Source organism: Marinobacter sp. LV10MA510-1, from assembly GCF_002563885.1.
Classification (GTDB): Bacteria; Pseudomonadota; Gammaproteobacteria; order Pseudomonadales; family Oleiphilaceae; genus Marinobacter.
The window spans coordinates 4,354,391-4,380,570 of record NZ_PDJA01000001.1; the positions used below are offsets into that span (position 1 = coordinate 4,354,391).

Sequence of the window (26,180 nt, forward strand, 5' to 3'; positions counted from 1 at the left end):
ATACTTTACATTTAAGCTTCAATTGCACTTTTTGTAAAGTATTTTAGCCAGTCGAGGCGATTTTTTTAGCTACTTAGCTACTTAGCTACAGACGCATCGCGCCGTCGACTTCAATCACGCGGCCGCTGACGTAATCGTTCTCAAGAATGAACGCGACGGTCTGGGCGATTTCGTAAGGCTGGCCCATGCGCTTGGCCGGGATGCCTGCGCACAATTTTTCCAGAGCTTCCTGCTTCATAGACGCGGTCATATCGGTTTCGATAAAGCCCGGTGCAATGGCCATGCTACGGATGTTGTAACGGGCTAGTTCCTTCGCCCATACGGTTGCCAGTGCCGCTACGCCGGCTTTTGCAGCGGAGTAGTTGCTCTGGCCCATGTTGCCAGCGCGGGCAATGGATGAAATGTTGATGATCGCGCCGCGGCTGCCGGTTTTGATCATCTGGGTGGCGGCTTCACGGCCACACAGGAACACGCCGGTCAGGTTGACGTTGATAACCGCCTGAAATTCTGACAGTTCCATGCGCTTAATGATTTCGCCGTCTTTTGCTTTAACCATCAGGCCATCGCGCAGAATACCGGCGTTGTTGACCAGTCCGTTAAGCTGACCAAAATCTTCAGCAATTTGCGCGAAGGTTTTCTCAACATCTTCTTCTTTCGATACGTTGCAAACGTAGGCTTTTGCTTCAACCCCGGCTTCCTTGCAGGCGGCAACGGCTTCTTCCAGTTTTTCCGGCATCAGGTCAATCAGCGCCACACGGGTGCCTTTGGACGCCAGGAATTCAGCCATGGCGCGCCCCAAACCCTGGCCACCGCCGGTAATTGCAACTACGGAATCTTGAAGTATCATCGATTTTGCCCTAAAAATAGTGAGTGAACATTACTATTGCGGATAATGTGTGTCCGCTGAGCAGTTATAGGTATTTTGTGCGCTAGTATAACAGGTCGCTATATGCGCGTTGCTATTATCTGTACGTTGCTATCGAAATTACGCGTAAAGGAGAGTTCAGTGCCATTTTTTTTGTTGCTGTTTGTTGTTGTGCCCGTTGCAGAACTGGTCGTCCTAATAAAGGTAGGCACCATGATCGGCGTTTTGCAGACGGTGGCATTGGTGTTCCTGACGGCGATTCTGGGCGCCTGGCTGCTTAAGCAGCAGGGCCTTGCCACGCTGCTAAGGGCCCGCCAGCGCATGAATTCTGGCGAGTTGCCCGCCCAGGAAGTGGCCGAGGGTCTGATTCTGGCAGCCGGCGGCGCGATGTTGTTAACGCCGGGGTTCATTACGGATTTCTTCGGTTTTATGTGTTTGCTGCCGTTCACCCGCCAGTGGCTGGTGGGGCAGGCCATCAAGCGGCTGACGGTTGTTGGTTCGGCTGGCGGCTTCTCGTTTAACGGTCAATCCGGTCAGTTTGGTGGTGAGCAAGGCCCGTTCGGGCGCCAAAAACCGTTTGACCGCGACGCCAACGGCGACATCATTGAAGGCGAGTACCGCGACGAAACGGAAACCCGCCACGACCGCATTGATAAAAAGTAAAAATTTTTTCGTGCGGGCGTTGAAAACCCCTACGCACTACCCCAAATACCCTTCACAAGTTCACCGCAGACAGGCAGCCGCTGATACGTCAGCAGGCGCGCAGGTCGGGTAATTCAGGGCCACTTTTAATCTGACTATTGGAGCATTCGAACAATGAAAATTCGTCCGCTACACGACCGCGTTGTCGTGCGCCGTAAAGAAGAAGAAGAGAAAACCGCAGGCGGCATCGTGCTGCCGGGTAACGCCAAAGAAAAGCCGTCCCAGGGCGAAGTGATCGCTGTTGGCAATGGCCGCGTTCAGGATAACGGCGAAGTTCGCCCTCTGGCCGTTAAGGCCGGTGACACCGTGGTATTCGGCCAGTATGCCGGTAACACCGTGAAAATTGACGGCGAAGACCTGCTTATCATGAGCGAAAGCGACATCTACGGCGTGCTTGAGTGATCTGAAAGCTCTGGCATATTGCGCACATTCTCATTAACCCGGTGATTTCATCATTTCGGTTTAACGAACAGGAACAGAAGACATGGCAGCTAAAGAAATTAAGTTTGGTGACAGCGCACGCAAGCGCATGGTTAAAGGCGTTAACGTTCTGGCCGACGCAGTACGAGTCACCTTGGGCCCCAAAGGCCGCAATGTGGTACTGGAAAAGTCATACGGCGCACCTGTTGTCACTAAAGACGGCGTATCTGTAGCCAAAGAAATCGAACTGAAAGACAAGTTCGAAAACATGGGCGCGCAGATGGTGAAGGAAGTTGCTTCACAGGCCAACGAAACAGCCGGTGACGGCACCACCACCGCTACCGTTCTGGCCCAAGCCATCGTTAATGAAGGCCTGAAAGCCGTTACTTCCGGCATGAACCCGATGGACCTGAAGCGCGGCATCGACAAAGCCACTATCGCTGCAGTTAAGGCGATTGGTGATATGGCCAAGCCCTGCGACGACAGCCGCAGCATCGCCCAGGTAGCGACCATTTCTGCCAACGGCGACGAAACCATTGGCCAGCTGATCGCTGACGCCATGGAGCGTGTGGGTAAAGAAGGCGTTATCACCGTTGAAGAAGGCCGTGGCCTGGAAGACGAGCTGGACGTGGTTGAAGGTATGCAGTTCGATCGCGGCTATTTGTCGCCGTACTTTATCAACAACCAGGACAACATGAGCGTCGAGCTGGATGACCCGTACATCCTGCTGGTAGACAAGAAAATCTCCAACATTCGTGAACTGCTACCGGTGCTGGAAGCGGTTGCCAAAGCGGGTAAGCCGCTGATGATCATCGCCGAAGACATTGAAGGCGAAGCGCTGGCGACTCTGGTCGTCAACAACATGCGCGGCATTGTGAAAGTAGCCGCTGTGAAGGCGCCTGGTTTTGGTGACCGTCGCAAGGAAATGCTGCAGGACATCGCCATTTTGTCTGGCGGTACTGTGATTTCCGAAGAAGTGGGCCTGAGCCTGGAGAACACCACTCTGGACGACCTGGGTACCGCCAAGCGTGTGAACCTGACCAAAGAAAACACCACGATCATTGACGGTGCCGGCGCACAGGCTGACATTCAGTCGCGCGTTGAGCAGATCCGTAAGCAGATCGAAGACAGCACCTCAGACTACGACAAAGAGAAGCTGCAGGAACGTGTAGCCAAGCTGGCTGGCGGCGTTGCCGTTATCAAGATTGGTGCCGGTTCCGAAGTAGAAATGAAAGAGAAGAAAGCCCGCGTTGAAGACGCACTGCACTCCACCCGCGCAGCGGTTGAAGAAGGCATTGTGCCTGGCGGCGGCGTAACCCTGATTCGCGCTCTGGCGGCTCTGGACAGCGTTGAGACCCTCAATGAAGAGCAAAGAGCCGGTGTGAACATTCTGCGCCGCGCGATGGAAGCTCCTCTGCGCCAGATCGTATACAACGCCGGCGGTGAAGCCTCTGTTGTTGTTGCGAAAGTACGTGAAGGCACCGGTGCTTACGGCTACAACGCCGCCACCGAAGCCTACGGCGACATGCTGGAAATGGGCATCCTTGACCCAGCCAAAGTGACCCGCTCTGCGTTGCAGGCCGCGGCTTCCGTAGCCAGCCTGATCATCACAACCGAAGCGATGATTGCCGACGAGCCAGAAGACGAGAAGTCTGGCGGCGCCATGCCTGATATGGGCGGCATGGGTGGAATGGGAGGCATGGGCGGCATGATGTAATGCCCCCGGCCGCTGGTTAACAGCGGCCAGCCTGCTTTACCATAGTTTAAAAACCTCCGAATGGTGACCGCAGAAAATTGCGGCCATTTTCGGGGGTTTTTTTATGGCGCTTAAAAACCTTTTTTCGCCCCGGTATCGCCTTTTACTGCTGGCGCTGGTGCCTATCCTGCGCCCGACCATCATGCTGGGCAAAGTAGACGCCGCCGCCGTCACCGACAACAAGTACCAGTCGTTGCGGGAAATCGACCTGCACCTCCGCGAAAAGCTGTGCCTGCCGGATAACAGTGTGGACCGTTCGATTGACAGCCTGTTCAGCCCCGGAAGTTCACAAAAATGCCCGCACTAGGCGGGCATTTTTGTATAACGGGTAGGGGGTGAAACCGGGGACGGATTTGAAATCCGTCCCCGATTCGTCACCGGTCTGACCTACTTAAGCCAGATTCTTGTTCACGAAGTCCCAGTTTACCAGCTTCCAGAAAGCGGCAAGGTAGTCTGGGCGTGAGTTGCGGTAATCAACGTAGTAGGCGTGTTCCCACACGTCGACTGTCAGCACTGGCTTGTCTGCGCCAGTCAGCGGTGTTTCTGCGTTGCTGGTGTTTGCAATGGCAACGCTGCCGTCGGCTTTCTTAACCAGCCAGGTCCAGCCAGAACCGAAGTTGTTGGCGGCTTTGTCGTTGAATTCTTTTTTGAAGTCATCGAAAGAACCGAAGGCTTTTTCGATAGCGTCTTTGGCTGCGCCGGTTGGCTCGTTGCCGCCGTTGGGGCTCAGGCAGTGCCAGTAAAATGTGTGGTTCCACACCTGGGCTGCGTTGTTGAACAGCGGGCCGCTGGCGCTTTTGATGATGTCTTCCAGCGACTTGTTGGCGTCGTCGGTACCTTCAACCAGGCCGTTCAGCTTGGTGACATAGGTGTTGTGATGCTTGCCGTAGTGATAATCCAGAGTTTCCGCGGAAATGTGCGGTTCCAGAGCGTTTTTTTCGTACGGCAGTGCAGGTAGTTCAAAGGCCATGAGGTCGTTCTCCGTTTTCTCTCGATTTTATATGAATAGCTTCGTTATCAGAGCTTCGTTATTAGTGCTTCGTTACAACTACTAACTATAGGTCCGCATTGGGCCAGATCAACCCTTTAAGATTAAGGAACTGTTAAATTCCGGGCAACCGGGCAAAAATTGAGCGCAATTACGCACTCGCCAAACCAGCTCTTGGTAACTGTCGGCAAGAATATTCACGTGGCCCAGTTTGCGGCCAGGTCGTTCTTGCTTGTTGTACAGGTGAACATGGGCGTAGGGCAGTTGTAAAATCCGCTCGATCTCGCCGTGCTCGCCAATAATGTTAATCATGCAGCTAACGCCCCGCGGTTCTACGTTACCCAGAGCGTGTCCGCTGACGGCACGTACATGATTTTCGAACTGGCTGGTCATGGCGCCTTCTATGGTCCAATGCCCGGAATTGTGCACTCGCGGAGCCATTTCGTTCGCCACAAGGCCGTTTGATGTTTCAAACAGCTCAAGTGTCAATACGCCCACGTAGTCCAATTCGGTCAGTAAGCCGCGAATATAGTCTTCAGCTTCGCTTTGCAGGTGGGGTTGTAGTTTTGGTGCCGGGGCAACGGAGTAGCGCAGAATGCCCTGGTGGTGGTCGTTATCCGCCATGGGATAAAACGCCACATCGCCGCATTCGGCGCGTACGGCAATAATCGACAGTTCGCGATTGAAGTTGACAAATTTTTCGACCATCAGGCGTGAGTGGCCAATGCTCTGCCAGGCAGCGGCGGCGTCTTCCGGGCTTTTCAATACGGCCTGGCCTTTGCCGTCGTAGCCTTCGGTGTTGGACTTGGCGACCACCGGGCAGCCCAGTTCTTTAGCGGCGGCTTTTAGGGTTTCGGCGCTGTCTGCGATTTTCCATTGCGGTGTAGGAATGCCCAGCTGGCCAAACAGTGTTTTTTCGGCTTCGCGGTTCTGGCATATCTGCAATGCGCGGGGGCAGGGGTGCACGGTGGTTTTCGCTGCAATCTTTTCGGCGACTTCTACCGGTAGGTGTTCAAATTCGTAAGTTACGCGGTCAACCTTGCTCAGGAACTCGTCCAGCCTTTGGCCTTCAGGGTCGCTGATGGTTTCGCCTATGCCGGCACTGGGGCTGCCTGACATGTCGTAGAATACAAAGTTCTTGGCCAGTGGGTAACCTGCCAGGGCGAGCATTCTTCCCAGTTGGCCGGCGCCTAGTACGCCAATTCTCATTTGTTTTCTCCTGTCATTGTGTTCGCAACTTAATTTGAGTGTTTGCACGGATGGGCTTTGGCACTAACGTTATGAATCCGACGGATCCGGGTTGTCCAGAATCGATTGGGTTTGAGTGCTGCGGAATTCGTCAACAGCTTGGCGCACGGTGTGGTCAAAGGTGCCGATTATCTGGGCTGCCAGCAAACCTGCGTTGGTGGCGCCGGCGTTGCCGATGGCCAGGGTGCCTACGGCGATGCCGCCGGGCATTTGTACGATAGACAGTAACGAGTCTAGTCCGTTCAGGGCTTTGGACTGTACGGGCACTCCAAGCACCGGTAAGGAGGTCTGCGAGGCTACCATACCCGGTAGGTGGGCTGCACCGCCGGCGCCGGCTATGATAACTTTCAGGCCGCGGTCGGCTGCTGTTTTGGCGTATTCGAACAGCAGGTCTGGGGTGCGGTGGGCAGAGACGACTTTGGTTTCATAGGCCACGCCAAGCTTGTCGAGCATGTTGGCGGCGTTTTCCATGGTGGGCCAGTCGGATTTGGAACCCATAATGAGTCCTACCAGCGGTTGCATAAGCAACAATCCTTCGATGATTGGAAAGCCGGCTATTGTATGATGTGGCCCAAAGCCATGCAATCGGCGCGGCGCAAGCACAGAACAGCGACTCAGTTAAGGACCCGATATGGAACCTATTCGACCAGATAACGATGAATTAAGAGCCGAGCGGCCGGATAGCCCAATGGGCTCTGCGAGGGCTGCAGGCAGCGCCAAACCTGCGCCAGCCAGCCAGAGCAAACCGCCGAAGCCCCCGGAAACTCCGAAAGCCGCGGCCGGCGGCGGGTCGAAAGGCAGCAGTAATGGCAACGGTGGCGCAGGGATTTTGTGGCTGCTGGTTATTGTGTTGGCGTGTGTGGCCGTTGGCGGCTGGTACATACAGGGCCAGCGTATTCAGGCGCTGGAAAGCGAAGTGGAGGAAGCCGACAGCTGGGTACGCCAAAGCAAGCTGGCGCTGGCGCGATTTGAGGGTACCTTGTCTGAAACCGGCGAGAACCTTCAGGAAGCCGGTGTGTCGCTGGATGAGCAACTGGCGTCACAGAAGGCGCGGCTGGATAACGCCGATAGTGAAATTCGTAAACTGTGGGTTATTGCCAATGAGCGCAACAAGCAGCAGCTAGAGCAGCAGGCGGCGGCGATTAGCGAACTTGAAACGGCACTTGGCAAAAATCGCAACGATTTGGTGAGCGTTCAGGCCTCGCTGGCGAGTGCGGAAACCGCTATGAGCGAAGCCGTCAAACTACAACAGGGCGAGCGCGCTGAGCTGGCGGCCAGGGTAAGCGCTGTTCAGACCAGTGCATCGTCGCTTAAAACGGAGCTGGCTGCGGCAAATCAGAAAACTGAGACCTTAGCCAAGAGCGTTGACGAGCGCATTGCAGCGTCTATTCGCCGTTTTGAGCAGGAACAGAAACTGACCACCAGCAGTATTGAAAGCCGTATTGCGGCGCTGGAAAAAGAGGTTACAGGCACAGCCAGCGGTAACCGGCTGGAGGCCGTGCAGCGGGAAGTGGCCGGCTTGAAACAAACCGTTGAGGTGATTGATTCGTCGCGCTCGCAAATGACATCGCGCCTGGTGCGATTGTCGCAGGAAGTAAATGACGTGCAGGCAAAGCTAGCAGGCCAGTAGGCGGATCGGTAAACAGGTCAGTGAATGAACGGATTTCCGGCGTGACGGCTTTTTAAGGGAATTTTCGGCAAAACATTTGACACCGAGGCAGAAATACTTAAAATGCGCAGCTCACTTGTTTGAGACACGTTTGCCAAGTGGCAGATGCAAACAGTGAATCTTTGAAAGGCCAAAGCGGGCGGTTAGCTCAGCTGGGAGAGCATCGCCCTTACAAGGCGAGGGTCACTGGTTCGATCCCAGTACCGCCCACCACTTAGCCTTCAAAGATATGTCAGGCACAACACCTGACATTGCATTCGGGTAAATCCGGATGGCTGCGGAGCGGTAGTTCAGTTGGTTAGAATACCGGCCTGTCACGCCGGGGGTCGCGGGTTCGAGTCCCGTCCGCTCCGCCAACTATCTGGGTGGTTAGCTCAGCTGGGAGAGCATCGCCCTTACAAGGCGAGGGTCACTGGTTCGATCCCAGTACCACCCACCATTTCTGGTTTTTGCAGTACCTTCTCGGAACTCAAAACACCCCGTCACACCGCGCCAAATGGCGCTTTCGCACAAAATACCGTCCTGTTAGTTCCACACTGTACCGCTAGAATCCGGCAATAGTTGCGGGTATGGTTGTGGGTATCGTTTGGCCATACCCGTTTTTGGCCAGATTCATACCCACAGTGTGAGCCGCAACCCATGAGCAAAGCCACCAACAAGCTAACAGCCGCCGCAGTAAAGAACGCCACCACCGAAGGCCAAGCGCAACGCAAGTTGGCGGACGGGGGAGGGCTAACCCTGGTCGTCCGGCCTGATTCTAAAGTCTGGTGGATGCGCTACCGCTACAACGGCAAAGAACGCACCTACACGTTGGGCAAGTATCCTGCTGTATCGTTGAAAGATGCCCGCGCCGGACGTGAGGAAGCCAGGCGCCTGATTGATGAAGGGCAAGACCCCGTAACCCAGCGCGCCACCGGCAAGACCGACCGCCAGGACGCCAGCGCCAATACGTTTCAGGCCATAGCCCTGGAATGGCTGGAAGACGTTCACAAAAAGACCGTTGGCCCCAATACCTACCCAAAGAACAAACGCCGCTTTGAAATGCACGCTTTCCCGAAGTTGGGCCGCCGCCCGATTACGGAGATTAAGCCCATGGAAGTGCTGGACGTTCTTCGCATTGTTGAAAACAAAGGGCAGGCCGACAACGCCAACCGGCTGAAAACCCTGATTGGCCAGGTGTTCCGCTACGCCGTGAGCCTGGGCCGCACCCCGAACGACATCACTGCCGACTTACGCGGGCTACTCGCACCACCGGACGTTAAACATTACCCGGCCATAGTGACCCCTGACGAAATCGCCAAGCTGCTGAAAGAGCTTCACGCCTATTGGGGCCACCCCACCGTTTGCGCCGCCCTGAGAGTCGCGCCATACGTGTTCCTGCGCCCCGGCAACCTGCGGCAAATGCGCTGGAGTGAGATTGATTGGGACGCCGCCACCTGGACAGCCGAAACCACAAAGAACGGGGAGCCGCTGGTGGTTCCGCTGGCCAGCCAAGTTGTGGGTATCTTGCGCGAGATGCATACCCTCAACGGCCATGAGTTGTGGGTATTCCCAAGCGGACACGGCAGGGGCCGACCGATGAGCGAGAACACTGTTTCAGCCGCGCTCAACCGGATGGGCTTCAAAGGGCTGATGACGGGCCACGGCTTTCGGGCAATGGCCACCACCGTGCTGACAGAGCGCCTGGGCTTTCGCGCCGAAATCATAGAAATGCAGATGGCCCACCGTGTCCGTGACGTTCACGGCAGAGCCTACAACCGCACCACCTGGCTACCAGAGCGCAAAGAGATGATGCAGCAATGGGCCGACTATCTGGACAACCTTAGAACCGGCGACAACGTGGTGGCCATAGGTCAGACCGCCAGCAAATAACCCAAGGGATGAATCATGAGTCTACAAACCGAAATAGCCGAAAACCGAAAACAGCACGCTGATGGTTTTGTTGTCGTTTCAGGCGATGCCGTATCCGGTTGGGTGTCCAGTCTGGACAATGCCGCAGGCTGGCAACCTGGATGTGTAGCGATTGCACCGAACGGCTGTGAGTGGGTAGCTGCTGGCGGCAATGACTACGATGGCGCTACAGCATGGGAGACGCGGCAATGAAGATCACCAGACCCAGCGGCGCGTAAGCCATAACCGTTTTGGCCATGCCTATCCCGGCCAGGAGAAAAGCGGGAACCCTACCCGCCTGGCATGGCCTACCTTCTCATAGGGGCGCTAATGGGTGCGCAACGACAATGAAACCTTTAATTCGCAAACTCTGGTACACCCTCACCGAGGCCGCAAACTATCTGACGCGAAACACCGAGGGTGATTCAGAAGTAACCGTATCTGATGTTCTGCAACTGGCTGTGAACGAACAAATCGCCCTTTCGATTAAAGTTACTGGGGTGAGCGACTACTCGGTACCCTTCGGGCATCTAATACCGCATGGCGTACTATCCGACGGTGAGAGAATGGATGCTCTAAACCGAGAAGTCGAAATAAGCGGTCTAACATCGCCAACAATAATAAACAGTGAGAAATTTCACGTAGCCTATCAAGGAAACGTAATGCTTGACGTTGGGTTATGGGATCTCGAATTTCAATCGGCCAAACGGATATTAAACAAGCTGTGGGGCGACTCCAAGACATTGATAGATTCAGATATCGACCGGCTCAACCCTTGGACTTTTAAATCGCTTTACTACGGACCCTACGATGACAAGATAGTGATTTTCGATATGGATTTAAACGTCATCATAAGTGTGCCACCTGAAAGGATCCCCGAAGGTACCTATCTTGTCGTTAAACAAAGCGAACTTTCAAGGCTACTTACAGATGACTCTACCAACACAGAGCACCATAAATGCCCGCCAGCAATCACCACGTTAGACGATGAAACGGAAATAAAGCGCCTACAGCGCACCATTGCCGCCCTTGCATTAGGCCTTGCAGCGAAGCCCGGCACCTACAACAAAGCGGGTAAGCCCAACGTCTTACAACTGGCGAAAGTGGCCACAGAGCATTTACGCGACGGTCAAAGCGACCGCACACCGCACGGCTTCAGTGAAACCACCGTTCGCAACACCATTACCGCCGCACTCAAGGCTTGCCCCGAATTGAAAGGTTAGGTTTTGTCAGTTGGCAATTGCTTTTGCCAGTTGGCACCTAATGCCCCGCAGACACTAGACCATGGCTTCTCGTATCACATCGGACGATATCGGGAGTTTATGGCATGACCGCACAAACCAACTACGCACCACTCGACAGAATGTTACGCCGCCCGGAGGTTGAACAAGTCACCGGCATGGCGCGAACCACCATCTATGACGGTATGGCCGCCGGCACCTTCCCAAAGCCTGTCAAAATAGGAGCCCGCGCCGTTGCCTGGCCTGAATCGGTAATTCGCCAATGGATTGCTGAACGCATGGAAGGGCGCAAGGCATGAAAAACGAGACGCCCGCCACCAAAGCAAAGCGCCTGCAAAATTATATCACCCCCAGGCACCGCCGGTTAATCGTTGCACTGCTAATAGGTCCGTTACCGCGCGAGACAGGCGACCGGGTAGCCGGGGCCAGCAACAGCCCGCACTACATCGGCGAACTGCGCGATAAATTCCACCTGAGCATACGCACCGAACGGGTAGAGAAGATCGACCGCGATGGTTTTGTGACGCGCCCTGGTATCTATCATTTGGAGCCAGAGTCTAGGGAACTTGCCCGCCTGCTACTGGCCCCCAAGTGAGGGCCGGACTATGGCGAAGCAAAAGTCTAAGTTGCCGTTTGACGGTAAAGGCGGAACCGTTGTTATTCAGCGCCGCCTGCTGGCCTCTGAGGCGTACTTGAAACTGACCCCCTACGCCAAGGTGCTTATCCATCTTATGCACCGGCATTGGACGCCAGCTAACCCAGTGGGCTTTGGAGTTCGGCAGGCAGAGCGCGAGATACCGTGCTCTAACAAACCCGCCATACGGGCATTCAAGGATCTGGAGAAAGCTGGCTTTATCGTCAAAATAGACGAGAGCCTTTTTTGCTCCCGCACACAATCTAAAGCTCGAACATGGAGGCTAACGTGGATGCCCTGCTGGCGGAATCGAGCGCCAACAAATGACTGGGAAAAAGGCCATGAATAAAAACTCTACCGGTGTGAATTCGACACCCCTAGACCACCCACAGACGTCGTTTTCGACACCCCGTTATATGAAAACAGGGCCAGAGGTGTCGAATTGTACACCTGTAGACCGCTTTTTCAGGTTCTACAGACGTCGTTTATACACCACTCCTACTTATGCCACCCCCTACCACTTCTCATTGGGGTTTATGCAGCCCTTGAACAGTGCTTTTACACACGGCGGCCCCAAATCACCCTACGCTACCAAGCCGGAGACATTACCCGCGCCCTGGCAGAAGGCTACGTTATGGCCTGCACCGCTTGCCGCGCCCCACAGCGCCGGTATTGCGATGAAGGGGCCAAACTATGGCGGGCGTATCGGGATGCCCACCAAAGCGCCGCCAGCCCCTTAGGAGTTGAGAAAACTTGAAACTAAAAAGCCTGTTACCAGAGAGAGCCGCACTTATGAGCAAAAACCCCCGCAAGTTTCGAGAGCCCGTCCGCCTTATCGTTTCAGTGGAAGCCCAAACCGTAAACTCCATTGATGCCGCAACGAAGGCCGGCGGCAATCAAGGTCACCACAACCGGTCCGAGTTCGTCCGCCTTGCCATAGAACGCGAGCTTAGACGATGCCAGTCTGATGGTTTTCGGAGCAGTAACGCGCACGAGGGTGATTAGAATTTTCTGACTCGTAAAAAAGGCTGAACAGTACGCACGCGCGGGACTGACTCCTAGTGATTTTGGAGGGCACAGTTTTGTGCTGTGAACAGTACGCGCGCGAGGCTGATGATTTCTGAACAAGTATCGCGCGCGAGGCTGCCGGTTTTCGACTGGAAAAGTTTCCCGCATAGAAAAGGGCCAACTCTGGGTATACCTGCTACAGTTTCTTTGGATCAAAGGAGGGATTGATTATGTTCGGCGAGTTTAAAATTCAGGCGGGTGATTTCGACACGATCCGCAAAGGCATATTTAGTGGTGGTGGTGGTATGTTAGGTGGTATGTTTTCGATGCCAAAAAAAGACGCATGGACTGCTATGGAGCGCTACCCAGCGGATCAAGTTGAGTCGCTTGAAGTCGCCAACGAAGAGGCCGTTAAACGCATTGGCGGAACTGCTGGATGGGGTCTTGCCGGGGCTGCGCTGCTTGGCCCGGTAGGATTGCTGGCCGGGTTGGTTATTGGAGGAAAGGGCAAGGATGTGACGTTCATCGTCAAATTCAAAGATGGTAAGAAAGCCCTTTGCACCGCTAACAGCAAGATATACACGAAGATGCAGGCGGCGATGATGTAAAAAAAGAATCAATCAAGCCGCCCTGAGCGGTTTTTTTGTGTCTGATGATATTTCCCGACTATAAAAAGCCCATGAAATGAGGTGGAGCCCAGACCATGAACACTATTGTCAGATTGCCCGAAAGCCCCGAAATCACCTACCACTTTCAAGCTGGCCCTTGCCATTCGCTAGTGGTTAGCGTTCAATCGGGTAAAAACCGGCTGAACGATGATCTTTCCACAGGGGACTTCACCCCATTAGTTCATGCCCATGCTGGGCGTACACAAAAACATTAAGTCGTTCGTTGCACTCACTAGGATGCTCCGCTCGTACCTCGCTGCGCACCCCTTATGTTGGCGTTATGTGCCAATGGAGATTTCATATGCTTAAAGTCCAAACCGTTTTGCTGCTCACGCTATTGATATTTTCAGGAGCCTCGTTCGGGTCCGAAGATACCCATCGAAAAGACTGTACAAATTGGCTGCAGGAACATTACTCCAGCTATTCGCACGTAGAGACTATTCAAGAATATACCCTGAATTCTGAGTACCACTACCGTGCTAACTACAACGTTGTTCCATACAACGCGACGGCCGCAACAATAGGTTTCGATTGCACAATTTATCTAACCTCGGGAAAGGTAGTAGCTTTCCCGAACCTAAAGCCTTATCCACTGGAAGCTAAGGCAAAGCCTGCTACGAAATCCCTTCCTAAGCGACGTATGAAGTCAGGAGGAAGTGCCTGCCCAGAATTTGCGGCATGGCAACGCTTCTCGGATGAAATGAAAAAAGGTAATTACTCAGCGAAATTGTCGAGTTCATGTGTATGGCTCGAAAAAGGAGACCGCGTCTTCGGACCAATTGAGAGCAAGAAAAATAAAGGTTTTACATTCAACTTGATTTCTTTGCCCGGGGGTAAGCGGTATTGGATAGAAAGCGTAAGTTTGTGAATTTGTCGCATAATCGGGTAGCCGGGGGTATCTAACCCTCAGCCCCCACAATACCCTGCACGTGGGTGCAGTTTCTGCGCAGTACGCGAGGGCGCGTAAAGACGTAGGGTTCTAGGATGCTGAGAAATGCTGAGGTTCAAGTCGCTTTCCTACTAGTAAATGCCAAGGTTCAAGCCGCTCTATTGTTGGTAAATGTCAAGGTTGGAGCGCCCCCGGCAAGCTGAGTTCTGCGCCTGGTACGAACTGTTGGTACGAACGCCGAATGCTAAGTAATGATAAGGTTCAAGCCGCTTTCCTACTAGTAAATGCCAAGGTTCAGGAGGCCATTCAGGATCGCTTAATGACGCGGATATGAGTCATCTTTTAGTGAATCCCTGATGCAATCTTGATGTTATCGAGCGGGCTCGTAGGTGGCTCACCTGTTAGTAAATGTTAGTATTTTGCCCGATGGAATATGGCAAATGGCGGCAAGGTTCAGGGCTGATGCTCCCGCTTATCAAAGGGCTGGCCTGTTAAGGTTTGTTAAGGTTGGAGCGCCCCCGGCAAGCTGAGTTCTGCGCCTGGTACGAACTGCTGTTACGAACGCCGAATGCTGAGAAATGCTGAGGTTTGAACCTAATAAAACCTTAGATTCGTTTTCGCCAAAACCTGATAAAACCTGAAAACCAAATCACTGGTGACGCTGCTGAAAAGTGAGCAGTATTTCACCAGTGGTGGAATATGGCCATTTCCGCCACTGACGGAAGCGCCCGTGAAGCCCGCTATCGGTTGCACATAAAATGCAACTCGCTGCCAATCGCACACGCGCCTGTGAGCCCGCAGCTACTTGTAAAACTTGTATCTCAAAATGATACCTATCGCACACGCGCACATAGATGGATCTGGTTAAATTTCACGACTATAAAAAAGGCGCTGGGACTTTCTGCGCAGTACGCGCCCGCGAGCGTTCCCGAAAGTTGGGGAGCCTTGCTGTTACCTGCATACAGGCAGGACGCCCCATAGAGCCCGCCAGAAAGCCGCAATTAGAACCCTGTACGTTTTAACAGGCAATGCAGCCAAAGGCGCTGACAAGGCCGTGAGGCCGTAGAGCTTTGAATGTGTGCGACCGTGTAAGCCACAGCCTACAAAGCCTGTACGTTATCGCTGACGACCTTGTAAGCCGAAGCCTACACGGGATCGCAGAGCCGCAACGCCTGAGAGTTTGCTGGCTGGCTTGCGGCTTGTTGTTGGTGTCTGGCTGGCAGATGGGGAGGGGCCGGGCAAATCCCTATGACGCGGTAATCCCTAGACCGTTGGGGTAGTCACTTTTTTACGTCCACAAAATTCACGCTTCACCGGCTTGCGGATCAGCTGGCAACAGGACGAAAGGGCGTATTTTTATAAGTATTTTACGCAACACCATAAAGGTATGCGGGCAGGCCGTTATCCATTCGACAGCCTGAAAGTTCAACAGGGTATAGGTGTTCAGTTGTGGGTATCGTTGTGGGTATTAAACTGGCGGAATTTTTATAAGACTTTCAAGTTCAACTACTTAGGTAGTCTATGTGGGGGCAGTACCACCCACCATATTTGGAAAACGGGCATCCTCACCGAGGCTGCCCGTTTTTTTATGCGTGACAATAACGGCCGGCACTAAGCGCCCAGCAGAGATTGCCCGCAAACCCGCACCACATTGCGTGAAGACGTGGTGTGGTCGGTGGAGGTGACCTGGGAGGGCGTCACACAGCGGGTGTTTTTATGCATCTTGCTGGAGTTTCAGTCGAAAGTAGACAGTCGCATGCCGCTGCGGCTTATGCATTACGTGGCGTGTTTTTACGATCATCTGCTGAAAACCCGTGAAACAACGGCGCGTTGCGTAAACCGCTGAAGGTTGCCACCTATTCCACCTGAAGCCTGCCACCCGGACCGGCGCAAGGCTGCCACCCATCGGAGCGTAGCGACGCGGGGGTTTCATTGTTACTCCGAAGCTGTGGTGCCCGTCAACTTTGCTTGTCGTTTTCGCATGGATTCACCCCTGAGATTGATCTTGTAGGCGTTGTGAACCAGCCGATCCAGAATGGCATCCGCCAGAGTGGCGTCACCGATGACGTCATGCCATTCCTCGATAGGGAGTTGGCTGGTGGCGATGGTGGAGCGACGGCCATACCGGTCTTCCAGCACTTCCAGCAAGTCTCTTCGGTTCTCTGCGCTCAGTTTCATGAGCCCCCAATCGTCCAGGATCAGTACATCGACTTTGGCGAGATTTGCTAGCAGTTTGGGGTACTGGCCATCTCCTTTAGCGATGGTCAGTTCTCGTAGCAGCCGGGTCAGGCGAACGTACTGGGCGGTGTAGCCCTCCCGGCAGGCTTTGTGCGCCAAGGCACAGGCCAGCCAGGTTTTGCCAACACCGGTGGGACCGGTGATGAGCACATTCAGGTGTTCCTTCACCCATTGGCAGCTTGCCAGGGATTGGATTAATCCCTTATCCAGGCCGCGTGAGTTCCGGTAATCCAGGTCTTCGAGAACGGCGGTGTGTCGCAGTCCAGCCCGGCGCAGCCGGCTGGTCAGGCGTCGGTTATCTCGTTCGGTCATCTCCCGATCGACCAGCAGTCCAAGGCGTTCCTCGAAGCTCAGTTCCGTGATGTCAGTCGTGGCCGACTGATCAGCCAGTGCGGCGGCCATGCCGGTCAATTTGAGGGCATGGAGTTTGTCCAGAGTCGGATGTTTCAGCATGTCAGGTTCCCTCAGTGGTAGTAGGTTGGGCCGCGGATGTTGTCGTGGGTATCCGGTAAGGCCAGCTCTTGCTGTTCTTCCAGGGGCTTCTGGTCCAGGCGGTGTTTGAGAATGGATTCAATGCTTTTGTAGCGGCAGCTACCCAGCATTAAGGCGCGCTGGCAGGCGGCTTCCAATCGTGCCTCGCCGTAGCTCTTGCCCAGCCGAAGAATGCCTAGGCAGGAGCGGTAAGCCTGTTGCGGGTGTTTGCGGGCACCCAGTGCGGTGCGGATGAGCTTTTCCGTCGCGGGTCCGGTCTTAGCCGCCCAGGCGATGAGCCGTTCCGGTGACCACTCACCCGCCTGCCGATGGGATTCGGGCATATGGGCGGAGATGGTGGTATGCCGCCCCTTCTGGTCAGAGCGGCGGTGGCTGGCGATCCGGTTGCCCCGGTAAAAACACTCGATGGTGTTGTGGGTGATCCGGACCTCCACTTCCTTCTTGATCAGGGTGTAGGGTACCGAGTAGTAATGCCCGTCAACGGCTATGTGGTAGTCGATGTTCACCCGTGCCTTCTTCCACTCTGCGTAGACATACGGCTCTGCCGGTAGCGGCTGTAAAACGGGCTTGTCCAGTTGTTCGAAGTGGTCACGCCGGCAGCCGGGCAACTTTCGGAAGGGGCGGCGATTGAGCTTCTCCAGCAGCTCACGGAGGGTTGCATTGAGCTGCCCGAGCGAGAAGTGCTGACGGTGGCGCAGCGCCGCCAGGATCCAGCGTTCGACGATCAGCACACCGCCTTCCACCTTGGCTTTATCACGTGGCTTTCGGACCCGTGTAGGGACAACGGCCACGCCGTAATGGGCGGCCATGTCCTGGTAGGTTGGGTTGAGGTCTGGTTCGTAGCGGTGAGCTTTGGTGACACCGGACCGGAGGTTGTCGGGCACCACTAATTCGGGAACTCCATTCAGATACTGAAAGACTCGGATGTGAGAGCCAATCCAGTCTGGCAACTTCTGGCTCCAGGTGGCTTCGGCGTAGGTGTAATTGGAAGCGCCCATAACCGCCACAAAGATCTGCGCCTCGTGGATCTCTCCGGTGGTGCGGTCAATGACGGGCACGGTCTGGCCGGCGTAGTCCACAAACAGCTTCTCACCCGCTCGATGGTCCTGGCGCATCACCAGGTCCAGCTTGCCCTGCCAGGCCCGGTAGTGCTCACAGAACCAGCTGTACTGATACCCCTCTGGGTTTGCCTGCCGGTACTCCTGCCAGAGCAGGAACAGAGTGACGTATTTACCCTTCAGTTCATCGTGAATCTGCTTCCAGTCCGGTAGGCCTCGAACCTCGGCCGGCAGGTCTGGAGGGGGCGGGAACAACAGCTGCTCCAAGTGAGCCTCACCCAGATCCTCCGGCAGTGGCCAGTTCAGACCGGCCTCGGCCAAACGCCGAACAGAAAAGCCGGTAACCCTACAGGATACCGTTAAGAATACGCCAAAACAGTTGGTAAATGAGGCTGTTACGTTTTCGAAGTCACTGGATTTTAAGAAAGATCAGGTGTGGGTAATGTACGACCGTGAGTCACCGGCCAAATACTCCGATGATAATCACGGACAAGCTTGGTTGAAGGTCAAAAAAAATGGTGTAAATGTTGCACTTTCCAATGTTTGTTTTGAGTATTGGCTACTGCTTCATCTTACGGAAACCAGCCAGCCTGCAAATAGTTGTGATGATTTGACTGGTACGGTGGCATTCAAATCTGCTTTTCGAGAAATCGGGTTTAGTAACTATCAAAAGGGCGAAGCCCAAGTGGCGGAGGAGTTGATAACTAGAGACCGGATTGAAAATGCGAAAAGACGAGCTCGACGTATTAATAAGCAAGCGCAGGCAGGTTGTCCTGCATCTGACGTCGAACTGCCTTACCGGTTGAACCCGTATACAAATGTTTACGAGGTGCTGGAGGCAATTAATGGAGTGGCTGGCTAACAAATTGGATAAAACCGGAACAGATTTTTAATCTGCCCCCGTCTTTTAAGCCAAGGACAGACTTAAAGTCTGTCCTTGGCAACCGGCAACAAGGATGCATGGCATGACTATTTCGCCTGAAAAAGTCTGGTTTGATGAAGACAACCTTTGGGTAATGCTGTCGGATGTGCGAACTATCGGTGCACCTTTGGCATGGTTTCCAAGCCTTCTGCACGCGGACCCAGTGAGCCGGCAAGGTTTTGAATTGAGTGTACATGGCATTCATTGGGGCGCGCTGGATGAGGATATCAGCGTAATGGGGCTCTTAGCAGGCTTCGGCGACCAAACCCGGCGCAACAGGAAAAGAGCTGCTTAGTAGTGCGAGAGGGGGCAGATGTGAGCGCGACCGGGATACTGACATCTTCGTACAGCTGGCCATCGTAGGCCCGGTAGATTTCGTTGGATAACGTCAGGTGCCAGCCATTTGGCAGGTGGCGTTCAAGGGTGTCGGAAAGGATTCCTTGGGTGGGCTCGCCAATATCGGCCAGCACCTTCTGCATCACGCTGTCAACAACGCTCAGGTCGGCCGCGGGCCTACCCGTCTTGCAGCTTTGTCCCGCCATGGCCCGGATATTCAGGTAACCGACGGCGTCATTGAGGCGCCCCCACTCCACTACCAGATCTTCGTAATAATGAATGAGCTCTGCGATGGCGCCCGTACAAAGCTTCTGGCAACTGATGGTGGTTTCTTCAAACAGGGTGTATTGGTCGCTCTCTATCAGCAGTATTTTGCCGTAACCCTGAGAACGCCGGGCACCCTGAAGGTCGCTAAAAACAGGGGCCGAGGGGGAGTGGTCACGTTTTTGGCCAGTCTTCATAGAGAACTCCAGGTCCGTTTGTGCGACGCATGACGGGTCTCCACCATAAGATAGGATTTAATCCTACTCCATCCTGCGGAGATAATGACGACTGCGGCGACCAAATTTAGTTCACCACTACACGCTAGGCCGCTCGCTCCAGCAGTCGGGATTCAGGTCCCGACATGACCTATGTCATATTATTCCGCCGGTTTGAGGCTACACTGAAAGTTCGCCACACCCTCTGATCCAGGAACACATATGGCACATCAAGACAAGACTGGCATCCCTTGGCTGGCACTAGGGCTACCCATAGCGCTCGGGCTCGCCTGGGTCACCCAGGGTAGCGGGGTGATTGAGGACGACCCGGAGCGCAATATCGCAATCCCCGATGAGCTGACCATGCCGTTGCAGGTTCAGGCCGCGTACAACGACGAGCGGATCTTCTTCCGCTATCGCTGGCCCGCCGAACGCCCGCATATCCTCCATGACGTGCTGGTCTACGAGGATGGCGACTGGGTGAAAAAAGGCAGCGCAGTGCCCGGCTCCAACCCGGACGGCCTCCACGAAGATCGCGTCGCGATGATGCTCGATGACGGCAGTGTGCCAGACTTCGCCCGCTACGGTGGCTACATGACCATCGGGGCTGGGGCCGCTGGCTTCACTGACGAGGCCCCGGAAGAGGTTACCAAGTCGATGCCCGGCACTCGCATCGACCTTGGTGACTGGGCCAGCCGCCAGGCGCCGGAGACTCTCCAGGCCCAGCGCGAAGCCGGCTACTTTCTCGACCTCTGGCACTGGCGCGGCCATCGCTCCAACCCGCTGAACCTTTCCGATGACCAGTGGGTCGGCGCGGAACGCTCCGGTGACGCGGGACGCAGCCCCTACACGACCAACTGGGATGGCGATGCCGGCCAACCGCTGTGGATGCTCGACCCAGAAGAAGCGGGCCAGGCCGCCCTGCGCTGGGAGGACATCGAGGCCGGCCGAGTAGACTTCGACAGCCCCTACTTCCTGGCGGAGGACACCGCGATCGACTTCGATCCCAGCCACGACTGGCAGAACGGCGATGTCATCCCCCGCCGGCTCGTTCGACAGCCGGAAGGCTCCCGGGGCGACATCACCGTGCTAGGTGAGGGGCGCTGGAACGATGGCTACTGGGACGTAACCCTCTCCCGCCGCCTGGATACCGGCAATCCACTGGACGACAAGATCCTGCACGACCAAGGGCTCTATACGGCAGCCTTCGCGGTACACCGCAACGCTACCGGGGGACGCTGGCACCTCGTCTCTCTGCCAGTCTCGCTGGGCCTGGGGCGTGATGCCGATCTTACGGCTATTCCGTTCCAGGGCAGGACGCCAGACTGGGCGGATGACTGGAAGGAGGTGACCCTTTTCTACCCCGGGCAGGTAAACTGGCCATTGTTGGTCAGCCGCGCCCACGCGGGCGCACCTGACATCGCCGAGGGTACCCCGGTTCGCGCCCGGCACAGCGAACGTCAGCTGGCGATCTACGGCGTAGAGATGGAGTTTAACGACGCCATCATCCGCCAGTGGATCCTGACCCTGATCGCCGGACTGATCGCCATGTTCGGCGTGGTGGTCGCGTTGCTCCCAGCCTTCCGCAACACCTCCAACAACCGCAAAGGAGAACCATCATGAGCGGCTTGCACCATATGCTTGTTCACTTCCCCCTGGGCTTCTGGGCACTCGCCACTCTGATGATCCTGATCGGCGCCCTGCTGCCCGGCCGGATGGCCGAACTCAGCCGCGCTGCCCTGTTGCCGGTGCTGGTACTGAGCCTGTTGGCCGCCCTGGTTGCCATCGCCAGCGGCCTCCTGGTCTGGCCCATCGAAGCCAGCACCTCCAGCCCCTTGGCTCGCAACCACATTCTCACGGCGCTCTGGTCACTGGGTGTCTTCACCATGTTGACCGTGCTCGTCTGGCGGGCGGGCAGCGCGGCCTTTGACGGCGCCAGGCGCTGGGTACTGCTGCTGCTGGCGTTGATCGGCATCTCAATCTTGGCCACGACCGGCACCATCGGTGGCCACTTGGTGGGGGCAACGACCCAGTTCTCCGAACTGCTGAAACTGTTCGGCTGGGACGTATACCACACCTTCTTCGTGCCGACCTGGGTAATCGCCGTGATGGTGCTCATCGGAATCGTCTGTGCCGTTTTGGGCCTCAAGGGGCGACGGGCAGCCCTCTGATCCAACTCGAAGCACTCGAAGCGTGAACAGGCGCTTGTAGCGATAAGGGGACAGATTTGAAATCTGTCCCCCAGGAAAATCTAGAGGGGACGGATTTGAAATCCGTCCCCGGGAGTGCCTCAGCTAGTCCGCTAAACTATCCAGCGCCTGCTCCAGATCCGCAATCAAATCCCCCGCATCCTCAAGCCCCACTGACAATCGCAGTAAGCCATCGCTGATTCCCCTTTGTGCCCGGCCTTCGGGTGTCAGGCGGTAGTGGCTGGTGGCGATTGGCTGGCTGACGAGGCTTTCGACGCCGCCCAGGCTGCGGCTAGCAGGAAGACTTGCAGGTGGTCTTCGACACATTCTGCGGCTTTGCCGCCGCCGACTACATCAATGCTGAGCATGCCGCCGAAGCCGTGCATTTGTTGTTTAGCGAGTTCTGCGCTGGACATGAAGGCGCCGGCGGTTAAGTCGCTGTTGCCGAAGATACTCGCTGACCGTGGGGCGGCTGACGCCGCAGGCCGCTGCAATCTGTCGGTTGCTCAGCCCTCGCTCCCATTTGAGGCGGAGGACTTCTTTGATCTTACGCATGGATAACCTCTTCGCAGGCATCTGGTCTTCTCCGGATGAAAAGACTCAGAGTACCGTTAAGTTATCCCGCGCCGGACGGTTTCGATGGGGTGAGTCAGACAGCCTGCCGGGGTGGCAGCGTTGCCGTGGAATCAATGGCAGCTTTCGCGTGGAATGGGTGGCAGGCTTCGTCTGGAATCAGTGGCAACCTTGGTCTGGAATACGCAGCGCGTCAGGGTTTGCCACCAATTTTTCCGATAGTGTTGTACAACGGTTCTCGACGCTGGTCAGCCCGTCAGGATATTTACGACATGGTGCAAAGTAGGGGACGGATTTCAAATCCGTCCCCGGTTTAGATCTGCAGCAGCCAGCCACACCTTCGTTACTACCTGATTGACGAAGGGCGCTATACTGATGAAGAGCTGATTCGCAAGCAAACGCCGTTAAGCGGCGTATTCGGAGTTGAGAACGCTGGCTATAGCTGGGAAGCCTTGCAGCAGGCGGTAGATCGAGTCGTCGAAATCATCGAGGCCGATCCAAGTAAGGACAATGTGAGTTACAAGCATGACAAGGGCAGTTCATTGGCTGTCCGCCCTGCGACAGGCTGTTTAGGGTGGTGTCAATTCTCGTTTTAGGTGCTGTTTATTCAGGGATTTGTTTCGTGCTCCCACTGGTAGAATTTCTTGAGGTCATTGCAGAATTTGTAGTCCAGCATGCCCCTGTGCTGTAGTTGTCCCACCACGATTCCCGGTGCTATTCCTACCTGTTCTGCAAACTCACAAATTGCGGCTTTAGTTCGAGCGCCGCTTTGAATGAATTTATCCAGCTCTTTTGCGGGTATGAGTTCGCTTTGAGCAAAGTGATTGGCCTCTAACTCCTTCTGTTCGTCCAAGCCGTTGCTGCTTTTGTTCGTGCTCTCAAGGAATAAGTCTTTCTTCCCGTGAAGCAGGATATGTCCCGCTTCGTGAAAGAACGTAAACCATAGGTGGTCGTTAGAGCGATACCTAAGGCTGAGCTGAATGACCGCTTTGTTGGAATGAAGCCACCGCGTAGCTCCGCTGACTCCAGTTTTGGGCAGTGACGGAACAAAAACAATGGCTACCCCCGCCTCAGCACATAGAGCCTGCATCTTCGGAATAAACTCATTCGGGGTCATATCTGTAAGTGAGCGAATCTCATCGAGCGCTCGTCGGAATTTTTGCTTGTTGTATGGAGCGCAGTCAATTGACGCAGCATCACACTCTCCCTTTCTCAGCCAGGCCGAAACAGCTTCCGGGAAAGTTTCGTGCTGGTTGCTTTGACGATAGGCAACACTAAGCCTAGGCCACATCTCGCCCCACTGGTCGACACTCGCAATACCGAAGAACCTCAGCACTTCCCTGAGTTGGTCTTTTTTGTCTCTGTGGCGCTCAATCCACTCGAGTTTTGCCATCTCATTAACTGGAACACTTTTTAACCAGCTCAAGTCAGTTTCAAGCTTTTCTTCTTCAGCCAGGCGAGCCTTTATTTCCTGATAGTTGCTTTCAAGGTTCAACCAGTAGTTGACGGGCATGCCAATGGCCCTCTCCAGTTTTATGGCAGTTTCAGGCGTAATGGGGGACTTCCCCTTGATAATCGAGACAATATGTTTCGCAGACAGCCCGATTCGCTTTGAAAGTTCCTGCTGGCTCATGTTTCTCATTTCCAGCTCATCACTTAACACTTCGCCGGGCAGAATCGCGTAATTGGGCTCGTATTGGTTGTTTACCGAATCACCCATGTGTGTCCACCACTCCAATAATTTTGATTTGTGTAACTGATTGCCAATCCAGCCCACCTTCTTTGCGCTGCGGCACCGGATCATGGTCTGGCTTCAAGATAAGCCTATAGGGATGATCCAGGTCGACGCTAAGTTGTCCTTTACGATTGCCTGTTAATTCATGACATCTATGCGGCGGGCTATAGGGCGGCGCGAAAGCGCCGAGGCTTGGAACGGCCCATAGCTGGGTGAGCACAATTTGAAGCTTTTTGGCTCGTTTGGCTCCATGAACCTTAGCCATCTCCCTGCCGTCATTCATTTGCTTCATCAGTTTATTTGTTGCGAAGGTGATTTCCATAAATTTCAGCTGTTTTATTAACCTAACAGGTTAATGACTTTTCCTTTGTAAGTCCAGTGGGAGTCGTCGTCCCCGCCATGGAATGCAGCCAAAGGCGCTGGCAAAGGCCACGGGAGCTTTGAAGCTCACCGTGAGCCGGGGCAACCACGCGGTAAAAGAGAAATTTTCGGGTATCTATGCGCCCCACCAGATGAAACGAAAAACACCGCCACCTTTCGAATCAAGGAGCGCCAACCACTGCTGGGTAGGGAGTTGTCCCTGTCTTTTTTTTATAGGGCATGACAACGGCCGGCACTAAGCGCCCAGCAGAGACTGCCCGCAAACCCGCACCACATTGCCATTTAAGCCTCCAGACCCCGGGCTGCAAAGCCAGCTGACGGTTTCGGCCACGTCCACTGGCTGTCCACCTTGGGACAGGCTGTTTATACGCCGGCCCGCTTCGCGAACGCCTATGGGCATGGCGTCTGTCATTTTGGTTTCAATAAAACCCGGGGCAACCGCGTTTATGGTGGTGCCGTTTTTGAGTTGCCGTGCCTCGGCCTGTACATAGCCAATAAGCCCGCTTTTTGCTGCGGCGTAATTGCTTTGCCCGCGATTGCCGGCAATACCGCTGACCGATGACAGGCACACAATGCGCCCGTTAGCGTGCAATAACTCATGCCGTTGGATTCTTTCTGTAATAGCCATGGCCGCTGTCAAATTCACATGGATGGCCGCGTCCCAGGACTGTTCTGGCATATTACCCAGGGTTTTGTCGCGGGTAAGGCCGGCATTGTGAATCAGCAGGTCTAGGCCGCCGTGCTGCTCAATAAACGTGGCAATCAGCTGGGGCGTATCGGCTTCGGTTATGTCCAGCGCCAGGGCGTGGCCTTTCAGGCTTTGCATCTGTTGCTGTAACTCCTGCCGCGCGGCGGGCAAGTCCACTCCGATGACGGTTGCGCCGTCGCGGCTCAGGGTTTGTGCGATGGCCAGGCCAATGCCGCGGGCCGCGCCGGTCACCAGGGCCAGCTTGCCGGTAAGAGGTGCCACAGGGTTGGTAGCAGCTGCGCTGGTGCTTTTATCGATCTGGGCAACCTGTCCGGACACATACGCTGATTTCGCAGATAGAAAAAACCGCAGGCTGGAGTTCAGGTTGTTTTGGGCGCCCGTGGTTACCCTCAACAGGTTCGCAGTGGCGCCTTTGTTGCCAATTTCTTTTGCGATGCTACGCACGAACCCATCTAACGCCTGTTGTGCCGCCGCATGGGCCGGCTTACGGCAATTCTTTACGGGCTGGCCTAGCACCAGCACTCGCCCGTTCTGAGTCAGGCTTTTTATACTGGCGTGAAAAAACTGATAAATTGCGCTTAGCTCGCCGGGCGTTTTGATGCCGCTGGCGTCAAACACCAGGGCAGAAAAGTTGCCGGGCTTGCTCAGCGGCAGAACCATGGGCTTTGTCCGGTTTCCAGCCTTGGCTGAATCCACCAGTCGTTTATCGCCGCTGGCGTGATAGAGCGTGGCCGCACTGGCACCCAGCATTCGCCCCACCTCGGAAATCAGCTTCCCTCCGCCGCCGGCGCCCAGCAGAACATCACCTTCAATAAACGGCTGGTCTACCCGTTTTAGCCGCCGCAAAGGAATTGGCGCGGGTAAGCCCAGAGTATTGGCTGCGGTTTGCCCTAATGAGGTGTTGATCAGCTTGAAATACAGATCCGACATGGCAGTGATCCTCTGGCGATGATGACGTTTTCTTTGAACCGGTGATGTAAATCATACTCCTTTTAGGCATAGCCCCAAGGACGATGCTTGAGGGGGTTGGCAAGCGGTCGAGCAGGCTTGTGCGATTGTTGGTTTATTGTCAATTTAGTCTTTGACACCG

The 26,180-nt window shown here is 55.0% G+C and carries 28 protein-coding genes, 3 tRNA genes and 2 pseudogenes; 20 read left to right on the top strand and 13 right to left on the bottom strand.

The window, feature by feature from the left end; genetic code table 11:
- Nucleotides 1-85: 85 nt before the first annotated feature.
- Nucleotides 86-847: an SDR family oxidoreductase gene (locus ATI45_RS21195; RefSeq protein ID WP_098421515.1), complete on the bottom strand. Its 762-nt coding sequence runs from the start codon at nucleotides 845-847 to the stop codon at nucleotides 86-88.
- A gap of 159 nt (nucleotides 848-1,006) precedes the next feature.
- On the opposite strand from ATI45_RS21195, the gene ATI45_RS21200 reads away from it, so the two are divergent.
- The 4 genes from ATI45_RS21200 to ATI45_RS21215 all read left to right on the top strand — a co-directional run bounded on the left by ATI45_RS21200 (nucleotide 1,007) and on the right by ATI45_RS21215 (nucleotide 4,050).
- Nucleotides 1,007-1,528, top strand: coding sequence for an FxsA family protein (locus tag ATI45_RS21200; RefSeq protein ID WP_098421516.1), 522 nt, complete (start codon nucleotides 1,007-1,009; stop codon nucleotides 1,526-1,528).
- A gap of 153 nt (nucleotides 1,529-1,681) precedes the next feature.
- A complete protein-coding gene (gene groES, locus ATI45_RS21205) occupies nucleotides 1,682-1,969 on the top strand; it encodes a co-chaperone GroES (RefSeq protein ID WP_007348748.1) in 288 nt (95 codons plus the stop codon).
- Nucleotides 1,970-2,051: 82 nt separating this feature from the next.
- On the top strand, nucleotides 2,052-3,704 hold the full coding sequence (gene groL, locus ATI45_RS21210; protein WP_098421517.1) for a chaperonin GroEL: 1,653 nt from the start codon (nucleotides 2,052-2,054) through the stop codon (nucleotides 3,702-3,704).
- Nucleotides 3,705-3,807: 103 nt separating this feature from the next.
- Nucleotides 3,808-4,050, top strand: coding sequence for a hypothetical protein (locus tag ATI45_RS21215; RefSeq protein ID WP_228736035.1), 243 nt, complete (start codon nucleotides 3,808-3,810; stop codon nucleotides 4,048-4,050).
- A gap of 84 nt (nucleotides 4,051-4,134) precedes the next feature.
- Here ATI45_RS21215 and ATI45_RS21220 read toward each other — a convergent pair whose 3' ends face one another.
- The 3 genes from ATI45_RS21220 to purE all read right to left on the bottom strand — a co-directional run bounded on the left by ATI45_RS21220 (nucleotide 4,135) and on the right by purE (nucleotide 6,501).
- The gene (locus tag ATI45_RS21220; RefSeq protein WP_098421518.1) at nucleotides 4,135-4,713 is read right to left on the bottom strand and encodes a superoxide dismutase; all 579 of its coding nucleotides are present in this window, start codon (nucleotides 4,711-4,713) and stop codon (nucleotides 4,135-4,137) included.
- A gap of 108 nt (nucleotides 4,714-4,821) precedes the next feature.
- Nucleotides 4,822-5,940: a 5-(carboxyamino)imidazole ribonucleotide synthase gene (locus tag ATI45_RS21225; protein ID WP_098421519.1), complete on the bottom strand. Its 1,119-nt coding sequence runs from the start codon at nucleotides 5,938-5,940 to the stop codon at nucleotides 4,822-4,824.
- A 69-nt stretch (nucleotides 5,941-6,009) separates the two neighbouring features.
- A complete protein-coding gene (gene purE, locus ATI45_RS21230) occupies nucleotides 6,010-6,501 on the bottom strand; it encodes a 5-(carboxyamino)imidazole ribonucleotide mutase (RefSeq protein WP_098421520.1) in 492 nt (163 codons plus the stop codon).
- Between the two features lie 109 nt (nucleotides 6,502-6,610).
- Between purE and ATI45_RS21235 the strand changes: the two genes are divergently transcribed.
- From ATI45_RS21235 to ATI45_RS21300, 12 genes are all read left to right on the top strand, one after another.
- On the top strand, nucleotides 6,611-7,609 hold the full coding sequence (locus tag ATI45_RS21235) for a hypothetical protein (protein WP_098421521.1): 999 nt from the start codon (nucleotides 6,611-6,613) through the stop codon (nucleotides 7,607-7,609).
- Nucleotides 7,610-7,785: 176 nt separating this feature from the next.
- Nucleotides 7,786-7,861: transfer RNA gene (locus ATI45_RS21240), tRNA-Val, on the top strand.
- Between the two features lie 66 nt (nucleotides 7,862-7,927).
- Nucleotides 7,928-8,004 (top strand) — tRNA-Asp (locus tag ATI45_RS21245).
- 7 nt (nucleotides 8,005-8,011) lie between these two features.
- Nucleotides 8,012-8,087: transfer RNA gene (locus tag ATI45_RS21250), tRNA-Val, on the top strand.
- 200 nt (nucleotides 8,088-8,287) lie between these two features.
- Nucleotides 8,288-9,520: a tyrosine-type recombinase/integrase gene (locus tag ATI45_RS21255; RefSeq protein ID WP_098421522.1), complete on the top strand. Its 1,233-nt coding sequence runs from the start codon at nucleotides 8,288-8,290 to the stop codon at nucleotides 9,518-9,520.
- Nucleotides 9,521-9,535: 15 nt separating this feature from the next.
- Nucleotides 9,536-9,751 carry a hypothetical protein gene (locus ATI45_RS21260; RefSeq protein WP_098421523.1) on the top strand — a complete coding sequence of 72 codons (216 nt, stop codon included), beginning with the start codon at nucleotides 9,536-9,538 and terminating at the stop codon, nucleotides 9,749-9,751.
- A gap of 134 nt (nucleotides 9,752-9,885) precedes the next feature.
- Nucleotides 9,886-10,761: a hypothetical protein gene (locus tag ATI45_RS21265; RefSeq protein WP_098421524.1), complete on the top strand. Its 876-nt coding sequence runs from the start codon at nucleotides 9,886-9,888 to the stop codon at nucleotides 10,759-10,761.
- A gap of 104 nt (nucleotides 10,762-10,865) precedes the next feature.
- Nucleotides 10,866-11,078, top strand: a complete 213-nt coding sequence (locus ATI45_RS21270) for a helix-turn-helix transcriptional regulator (RefSeq protein ID WP_098421525.1) — start codon at nucleotides 10,866-10,868, stop codon at nucleotides 11,076-11,078.
- Nucleotides 11,075-11,374, top strand: a complete 300-nt coding sequence (locus tag ATI45_RS21275) for a hypothetical protein (RefSeq protein WP_098421526.1) — start codon at nucleotides 11,075-11,077, stop codon at nucleotides 11,372-11,374. Before ATI45_RS21270 ends, ATI45_RS21275 begins: the two co-directional genes overlap by 4 nt.
- Nucleotides 11,375-12,651: 1,277 nt before the next feature.
- Nucleotides 12,652-13,029: a hypothetical protein gene (locus ATI45_RS21290; RefSeq protein WP_098421528.1), complete on the top strand. Its 378-nt coding sequence runs from the start codon at nucleotides 12,652-12,654 to the stop codon at nucleotides 13,027-13,029.
- 361 nt (nucleotides 13,030-13,390) lie between these two features.
- The gene (locus tag ATI45_RS21295; protein ID WP_098421529.1) at nucleotides 13,391-13,957 is read left to right on the top strand and encodes a hypothetical protein; all 567 of its coding nucleotides are present in this window, start codon (nucleotides 13,391-13,393) and stop codon (nucleotides 13,955-13,957) included.
- A gap of 1,687 nt (nucleotides 13,958-15,644) precedes the next feature.
- The gene (locus tag ATI45_RS21300) at nucleotides 15,645-15,824 is read left to right on the top strand and encodes an Rpn family recombination-promoting nuclease/putative transposase (RefSeq protein WP_228736070.1); all 180 of its coding nucleotides are present in this window, start codon (nucleotides 15,645-15,647) and stop codon (nucleotides 15,822-15,824) included.
- An 89-nt stretch (nucleotides 15,825-15,913) separates the two neighbouring features.
- On the opposite strand, the gene istB is transcribed toward ATI45_RS21300, so the two are convergent.
- Together istB and istA are read right to left on the bottom strand one after the other, a co-directional pair.
- The gene (gene istB, locus ATI45_RS21305; protein ID WP_098418110.1) at nucleotides 15,914-16,669 is read right to left on the bottom strand and encodes an IS21-like element helper ATPase IstB; all 756 of its coding nucleotides are present in this window, start codon (nucleotides 16,667-16,669) and stop codon (nucleotides 15,914-15,916) included.
- 11 nt (nucleotides 16,670-16,680) lie between these two features.
- A pseudogene (istA, locus tag ATI45_RS21310) lies at nucleotides 16,681-18,096 on the bottom strand (IS21 family transposase); the annotation flags it as partial.
- A gap of 49 nt (nucleotides 18,097-18,145) precedes the next feature.
- Here istA and ATI45_RS21315 point away from each other — a divergent pair.
- Nucleotides 18,146-18,628, top strand: coding sequence for an RloB family protein (locus ATI45_RS21315; protein WP_098420497.1), 483 nt, complete (start codon nucleotides 18,146-18,148; stop codon nucleotides 18,626-18,628).
- A gap of 154 nt (nucleotides 18,629-18,782) precedes the next feature.
- Entirely contained in the window at nucleotides 18,783-18,983 is a 201-nt protein-coding gene (locus ATI45_RS21320; RefSeq protein ID WP_267284075.1) for a DUF2442 domain-containing protein, read from the top strand.
- Here the strand turns inward: ATI45_RS21320 and ATI45_RS22110 are convergent.
- Entirely contained in the window at nucleotides 18,916-19,485 is a 570-nt protein-coding gene (locus tag ATI45_RS22110) for a hypothetical protein (protein WP_143751169.1), read from the bottom strand. The two genes, ATI45_RS21320 and ATI45_RS22110, sit on opposite strands and share 68 nt — an antisense overlap.
- Before the next feature lie 240 nt (nucleotides 19,486-19,725).
- Between ATI45_RS22110 and ATI45_RS21330 the strand changes: the two genes are divergently transcribed.
- Nucleotides 19,726-21,126 carry an ethylbenzene dehydrogenase-related protein gene (locus ATI45_RS21330; protein ID WP_098420491.1) on the top strand — a complete coding sequence of 467 codons (1,401 nt, stop codon included), beginning with the start codon at nucleotides 19,726-19,728 and terminating at the stop codon, nucleotides 21,124-21,126.
- On the top strand, nucleotides 21,123-21,674 hold the full coding sequence (locus ATI45_RS21335) for a DUF2231 domain-containing protein (protein ID WP_098420489.1): 552 nt from the start codon (nucleotides 21,123-21,125) through the stop codon (nucleotides 21,672-21,674). The genes ATI45_RS21330 and ATI45_RS21335 overlap by 4 nt, the downstream gene beginning before the upstream one ends.
- A 123-nt stretch (nucleotides 21,675-21,797) precedes the next feature.
- On the opposite strand, the gene ATI45_RS22945 is transcribed toward ATI45_RS21335, so the two are convergent.
- The 6 genes and pseudogenes from ATI45_RS22945 to ATI45_RS21370 all read right to left on the bottom strand — a co-directional run bounded on the left by ATI45_RS22945 (nucleotide 21,798) and on the right by ATI45_RS21370 (nucleotide 26,020).
- The gene (locus ATI45_RS22945) at nucleotides 21,798-21,977 is read right to left on the bottom strand and encodes a PLP-dependent transferase (RefSeq protein WP_228736071.1); all 180 of its coding nucleotides are present in this window, start codon (nucleotides 21,975-21,977) and stop codon (nucleotides 21,798-21,800) included.
- Nucleotides 21,920-22,108 (bottom strand): hypothetical protein, encoded by a 189-nt coding sequence (locus ATI45_RS22950; RefSeq protein ID WP_228736072.1) that lies wholly within the window; start codon nucleotides 22,106-22,108, stop codon nucleotides 21,920-21,922. Before ATI45_RS22950 ends, ATI45_RS22945 begins: the two co-directional genes overlap by 58 nt.
- A gap of 25 nt (nucleotides 22,109-22,133) precedes the next feature.
- Nucleotides 22,134-22,268 (bottom strand): annotated as a pseudogene (locus tag ATI45_RS21345) (helix-turn-helix domain-containing protein); the annotation flags it as partial.
- 604 nt (nucleotides 22,269-22,872) lie between these two features.
- Nucleotides 22,873-23,985, bottom strand: a complete 1,113-nt coding sequence (locus ATI45_RS21360) for a HigA family addiction module antitoxin (protein ID WP_098421530.1) — start codon at nucleotides 23,983-23,985, stop codon at nucleotides 22,873-22,875.
- Entirely contained in the window at nucleotides 23,978-24,322 is a 345-nt protein-coding gene (locus ATI45_RS21365) for a type II toxin-antitoxin system RelE/ParE family toxin (RefSeq protein WP_098421531.1), read from the bottom strand. Before ATI45_RS21365 ends, ATI45_RS21360 begins: the two co-directional genes overlap by 8 nt.
- A gap of 294 nt (nucleotides 24,323-24,616) precedes the next feature.
- A complete protein-coding gene (locus tag ATI45_RS21370) occupies nucleotides 24,617-26,020 on the bottom strand; it encodes a 3-oxoacyl-ACP reductase (RefSeq protein WP_098421532.1) in 1,404 nt (467 codons plus the stop codon).
- Between the last annotated feature and the right edge of the window lie 160 nt (nucleotides 26,021-26,180).

Coding starts and splice junctions, on each gene's coding strand:
- ATI45_RS21195 (WP_098421515.1), bottom strand. CDS start 847: ATGATACTTCAAGATTCCGTAGTTGCAATTACCGGCGGTGGCCAGGGT.
- groES (WP_007348748.1), top strand. CDS start 1,682: ATGAAAATTCGTCCGCTACACGACCGCGTTGTCGTGCGCCGTAAAGAA.
- groL (WP_098421517.1), top strand. CDS start 2,052: ATGGCAGCTAAAGAAATTAAGTTTGGTGACAGCGCACGCAAGCGCATG.
- ATI45_RS21215 (WP_228736035.1), top strand. CDS start 3,808: ATGGCGCTTAAAAACCTTTTTTCGCCCCGGTATCGCCTTTTACTGCTG.
- ATI45_RS21220 (WP_098421518.1), bottom strand. CDS start 4,713: ATGGCCTTTGAACTACCTGCACTGCCGTACGAAAAAAACGCTCTGGAA.
- ATI45_RS21225 (WP_098421519.1), bottom strand. CDS start 5,940: ATGAGAATTGGCGTACTAGGCGCCGGCCAACTGGGAAGAATGCTCGCC.
- purE (WP_098421520.1), bottom strand. CDS start 6,501: ATGCAACCGCTGGTAGGACTCATTATGGGTTCCAAATCCGACTGGCCC.
- ATI45_RS21235 (WP_098421521.1), top strand. CDS start 6,611: ATGGAACCTATTCGACCAGATAACGATGAATTAAGAGCCGAGCGGCCG.
- ATI45_RS21255 (WP_098421522.1), top strand. CDS start 8,288: ATGAGCAAAGCCACCAACAAGCTAACAGCCGCCGCAGTAAAGAACGCC.
- ATI45_RS21260 (WP_098421523.1), top strand. CDS start 9,536: ATGAGTCTACAAACCGAAATAGCCGAAAACCGAAAACAGCACGCTGAT.
- ATI45_RS21265 (WP_098421524.1), top strand. CDS start 9,886: ATGAAACCTTTAATTCGCAAACTCTGGTACACCCTCACCGAGGCCGCA.
- ATI45_RS21270 (WP_098421525.1), top strand. CDS start 10,866: ATGACCGCACAAACCAACTACGCACCACTCGACAGAATGTTACGCCGC.
- ATI45_RS21275 (WP_098421526.1), top strand. CDS start 11,075: ATGAAAAACGAGACGCCCGCCACCAAAGCAAAGCGCCTGCAAAATTAT.
- ATI45_RS21290 (WP_098421528.1), top strand. CDS start 12,652: ATGTTCGGCGAGTTTAAAATTCAGGCGGGTGATTTCGACACGATCCGC.
- ATI45_RS21295 (WP_098421529.1), top strand. CDS start 13,391: ATGCTTAAAGTCCAAACCGTTTTGCTGCTCACGCTATTGATATTTTCA.
- istB (WP_098418110.1), bottom strand. CDS start 16,669: ATGCTGAAACATCCGACTCTGGACAAACTCCATGCCCTCAAATTGACC.
- ATI45_RS21320 (WP_267284075.1), top strand. CDS start 18,783: ATGCTGTCGGATGTGCGAACTATCGGTGCACCTTTGGCATGGTTTCCA.
- ATI45_RS22110 (WP_143751169.1), bottom strand. CDS start 19,485: ATGAAGACTGGCCAAAAACGTGACCACTCCCCCTCGGCCCCTGTTTTT.
- ATI45_RS21330 (WP_098420491.1), top strand. CDS start 19,726: ATGGCACATCAAGACAAGACTGGCATCCCTTGGCTGGCACTAGGGCTA.
- ATI45_RS21335 (WP_098420489.1), top strand. CDS start 21,123: ATGAGCGGCTTGCACCATATGCTTGTTCACTTCCCCCTGGGCTTCTGG.
- ATI45_RS22950 (WP_228736072.1), bottom strand. CDS start 22,108: ATGTCCAGCGCAGAACTCGCTAAACAACAAATGCACGGCTTCGGCGGC.
- ATI45_RS21360 (WP_098421530.1), bottom strand. CDS start 23,985: ATGGGTGATTCGGTAAACAACCAATACGAGCCCAATTACGCGATTCTG.
- ATI45_RS21365 (WP_098421531.1), bottom strand. CDS start 24,322: ATGGAAATCACCTTCGCAACAAATAAACTGATGAAGCAAATGAATGAC.
- ATI45_RS21370 (WP_098421532.1), bottom strand. CDS start 26,020: ATGTCGGATCTGTATTTCAAGCTGATCAACACCTCATTAGGGCAAACC.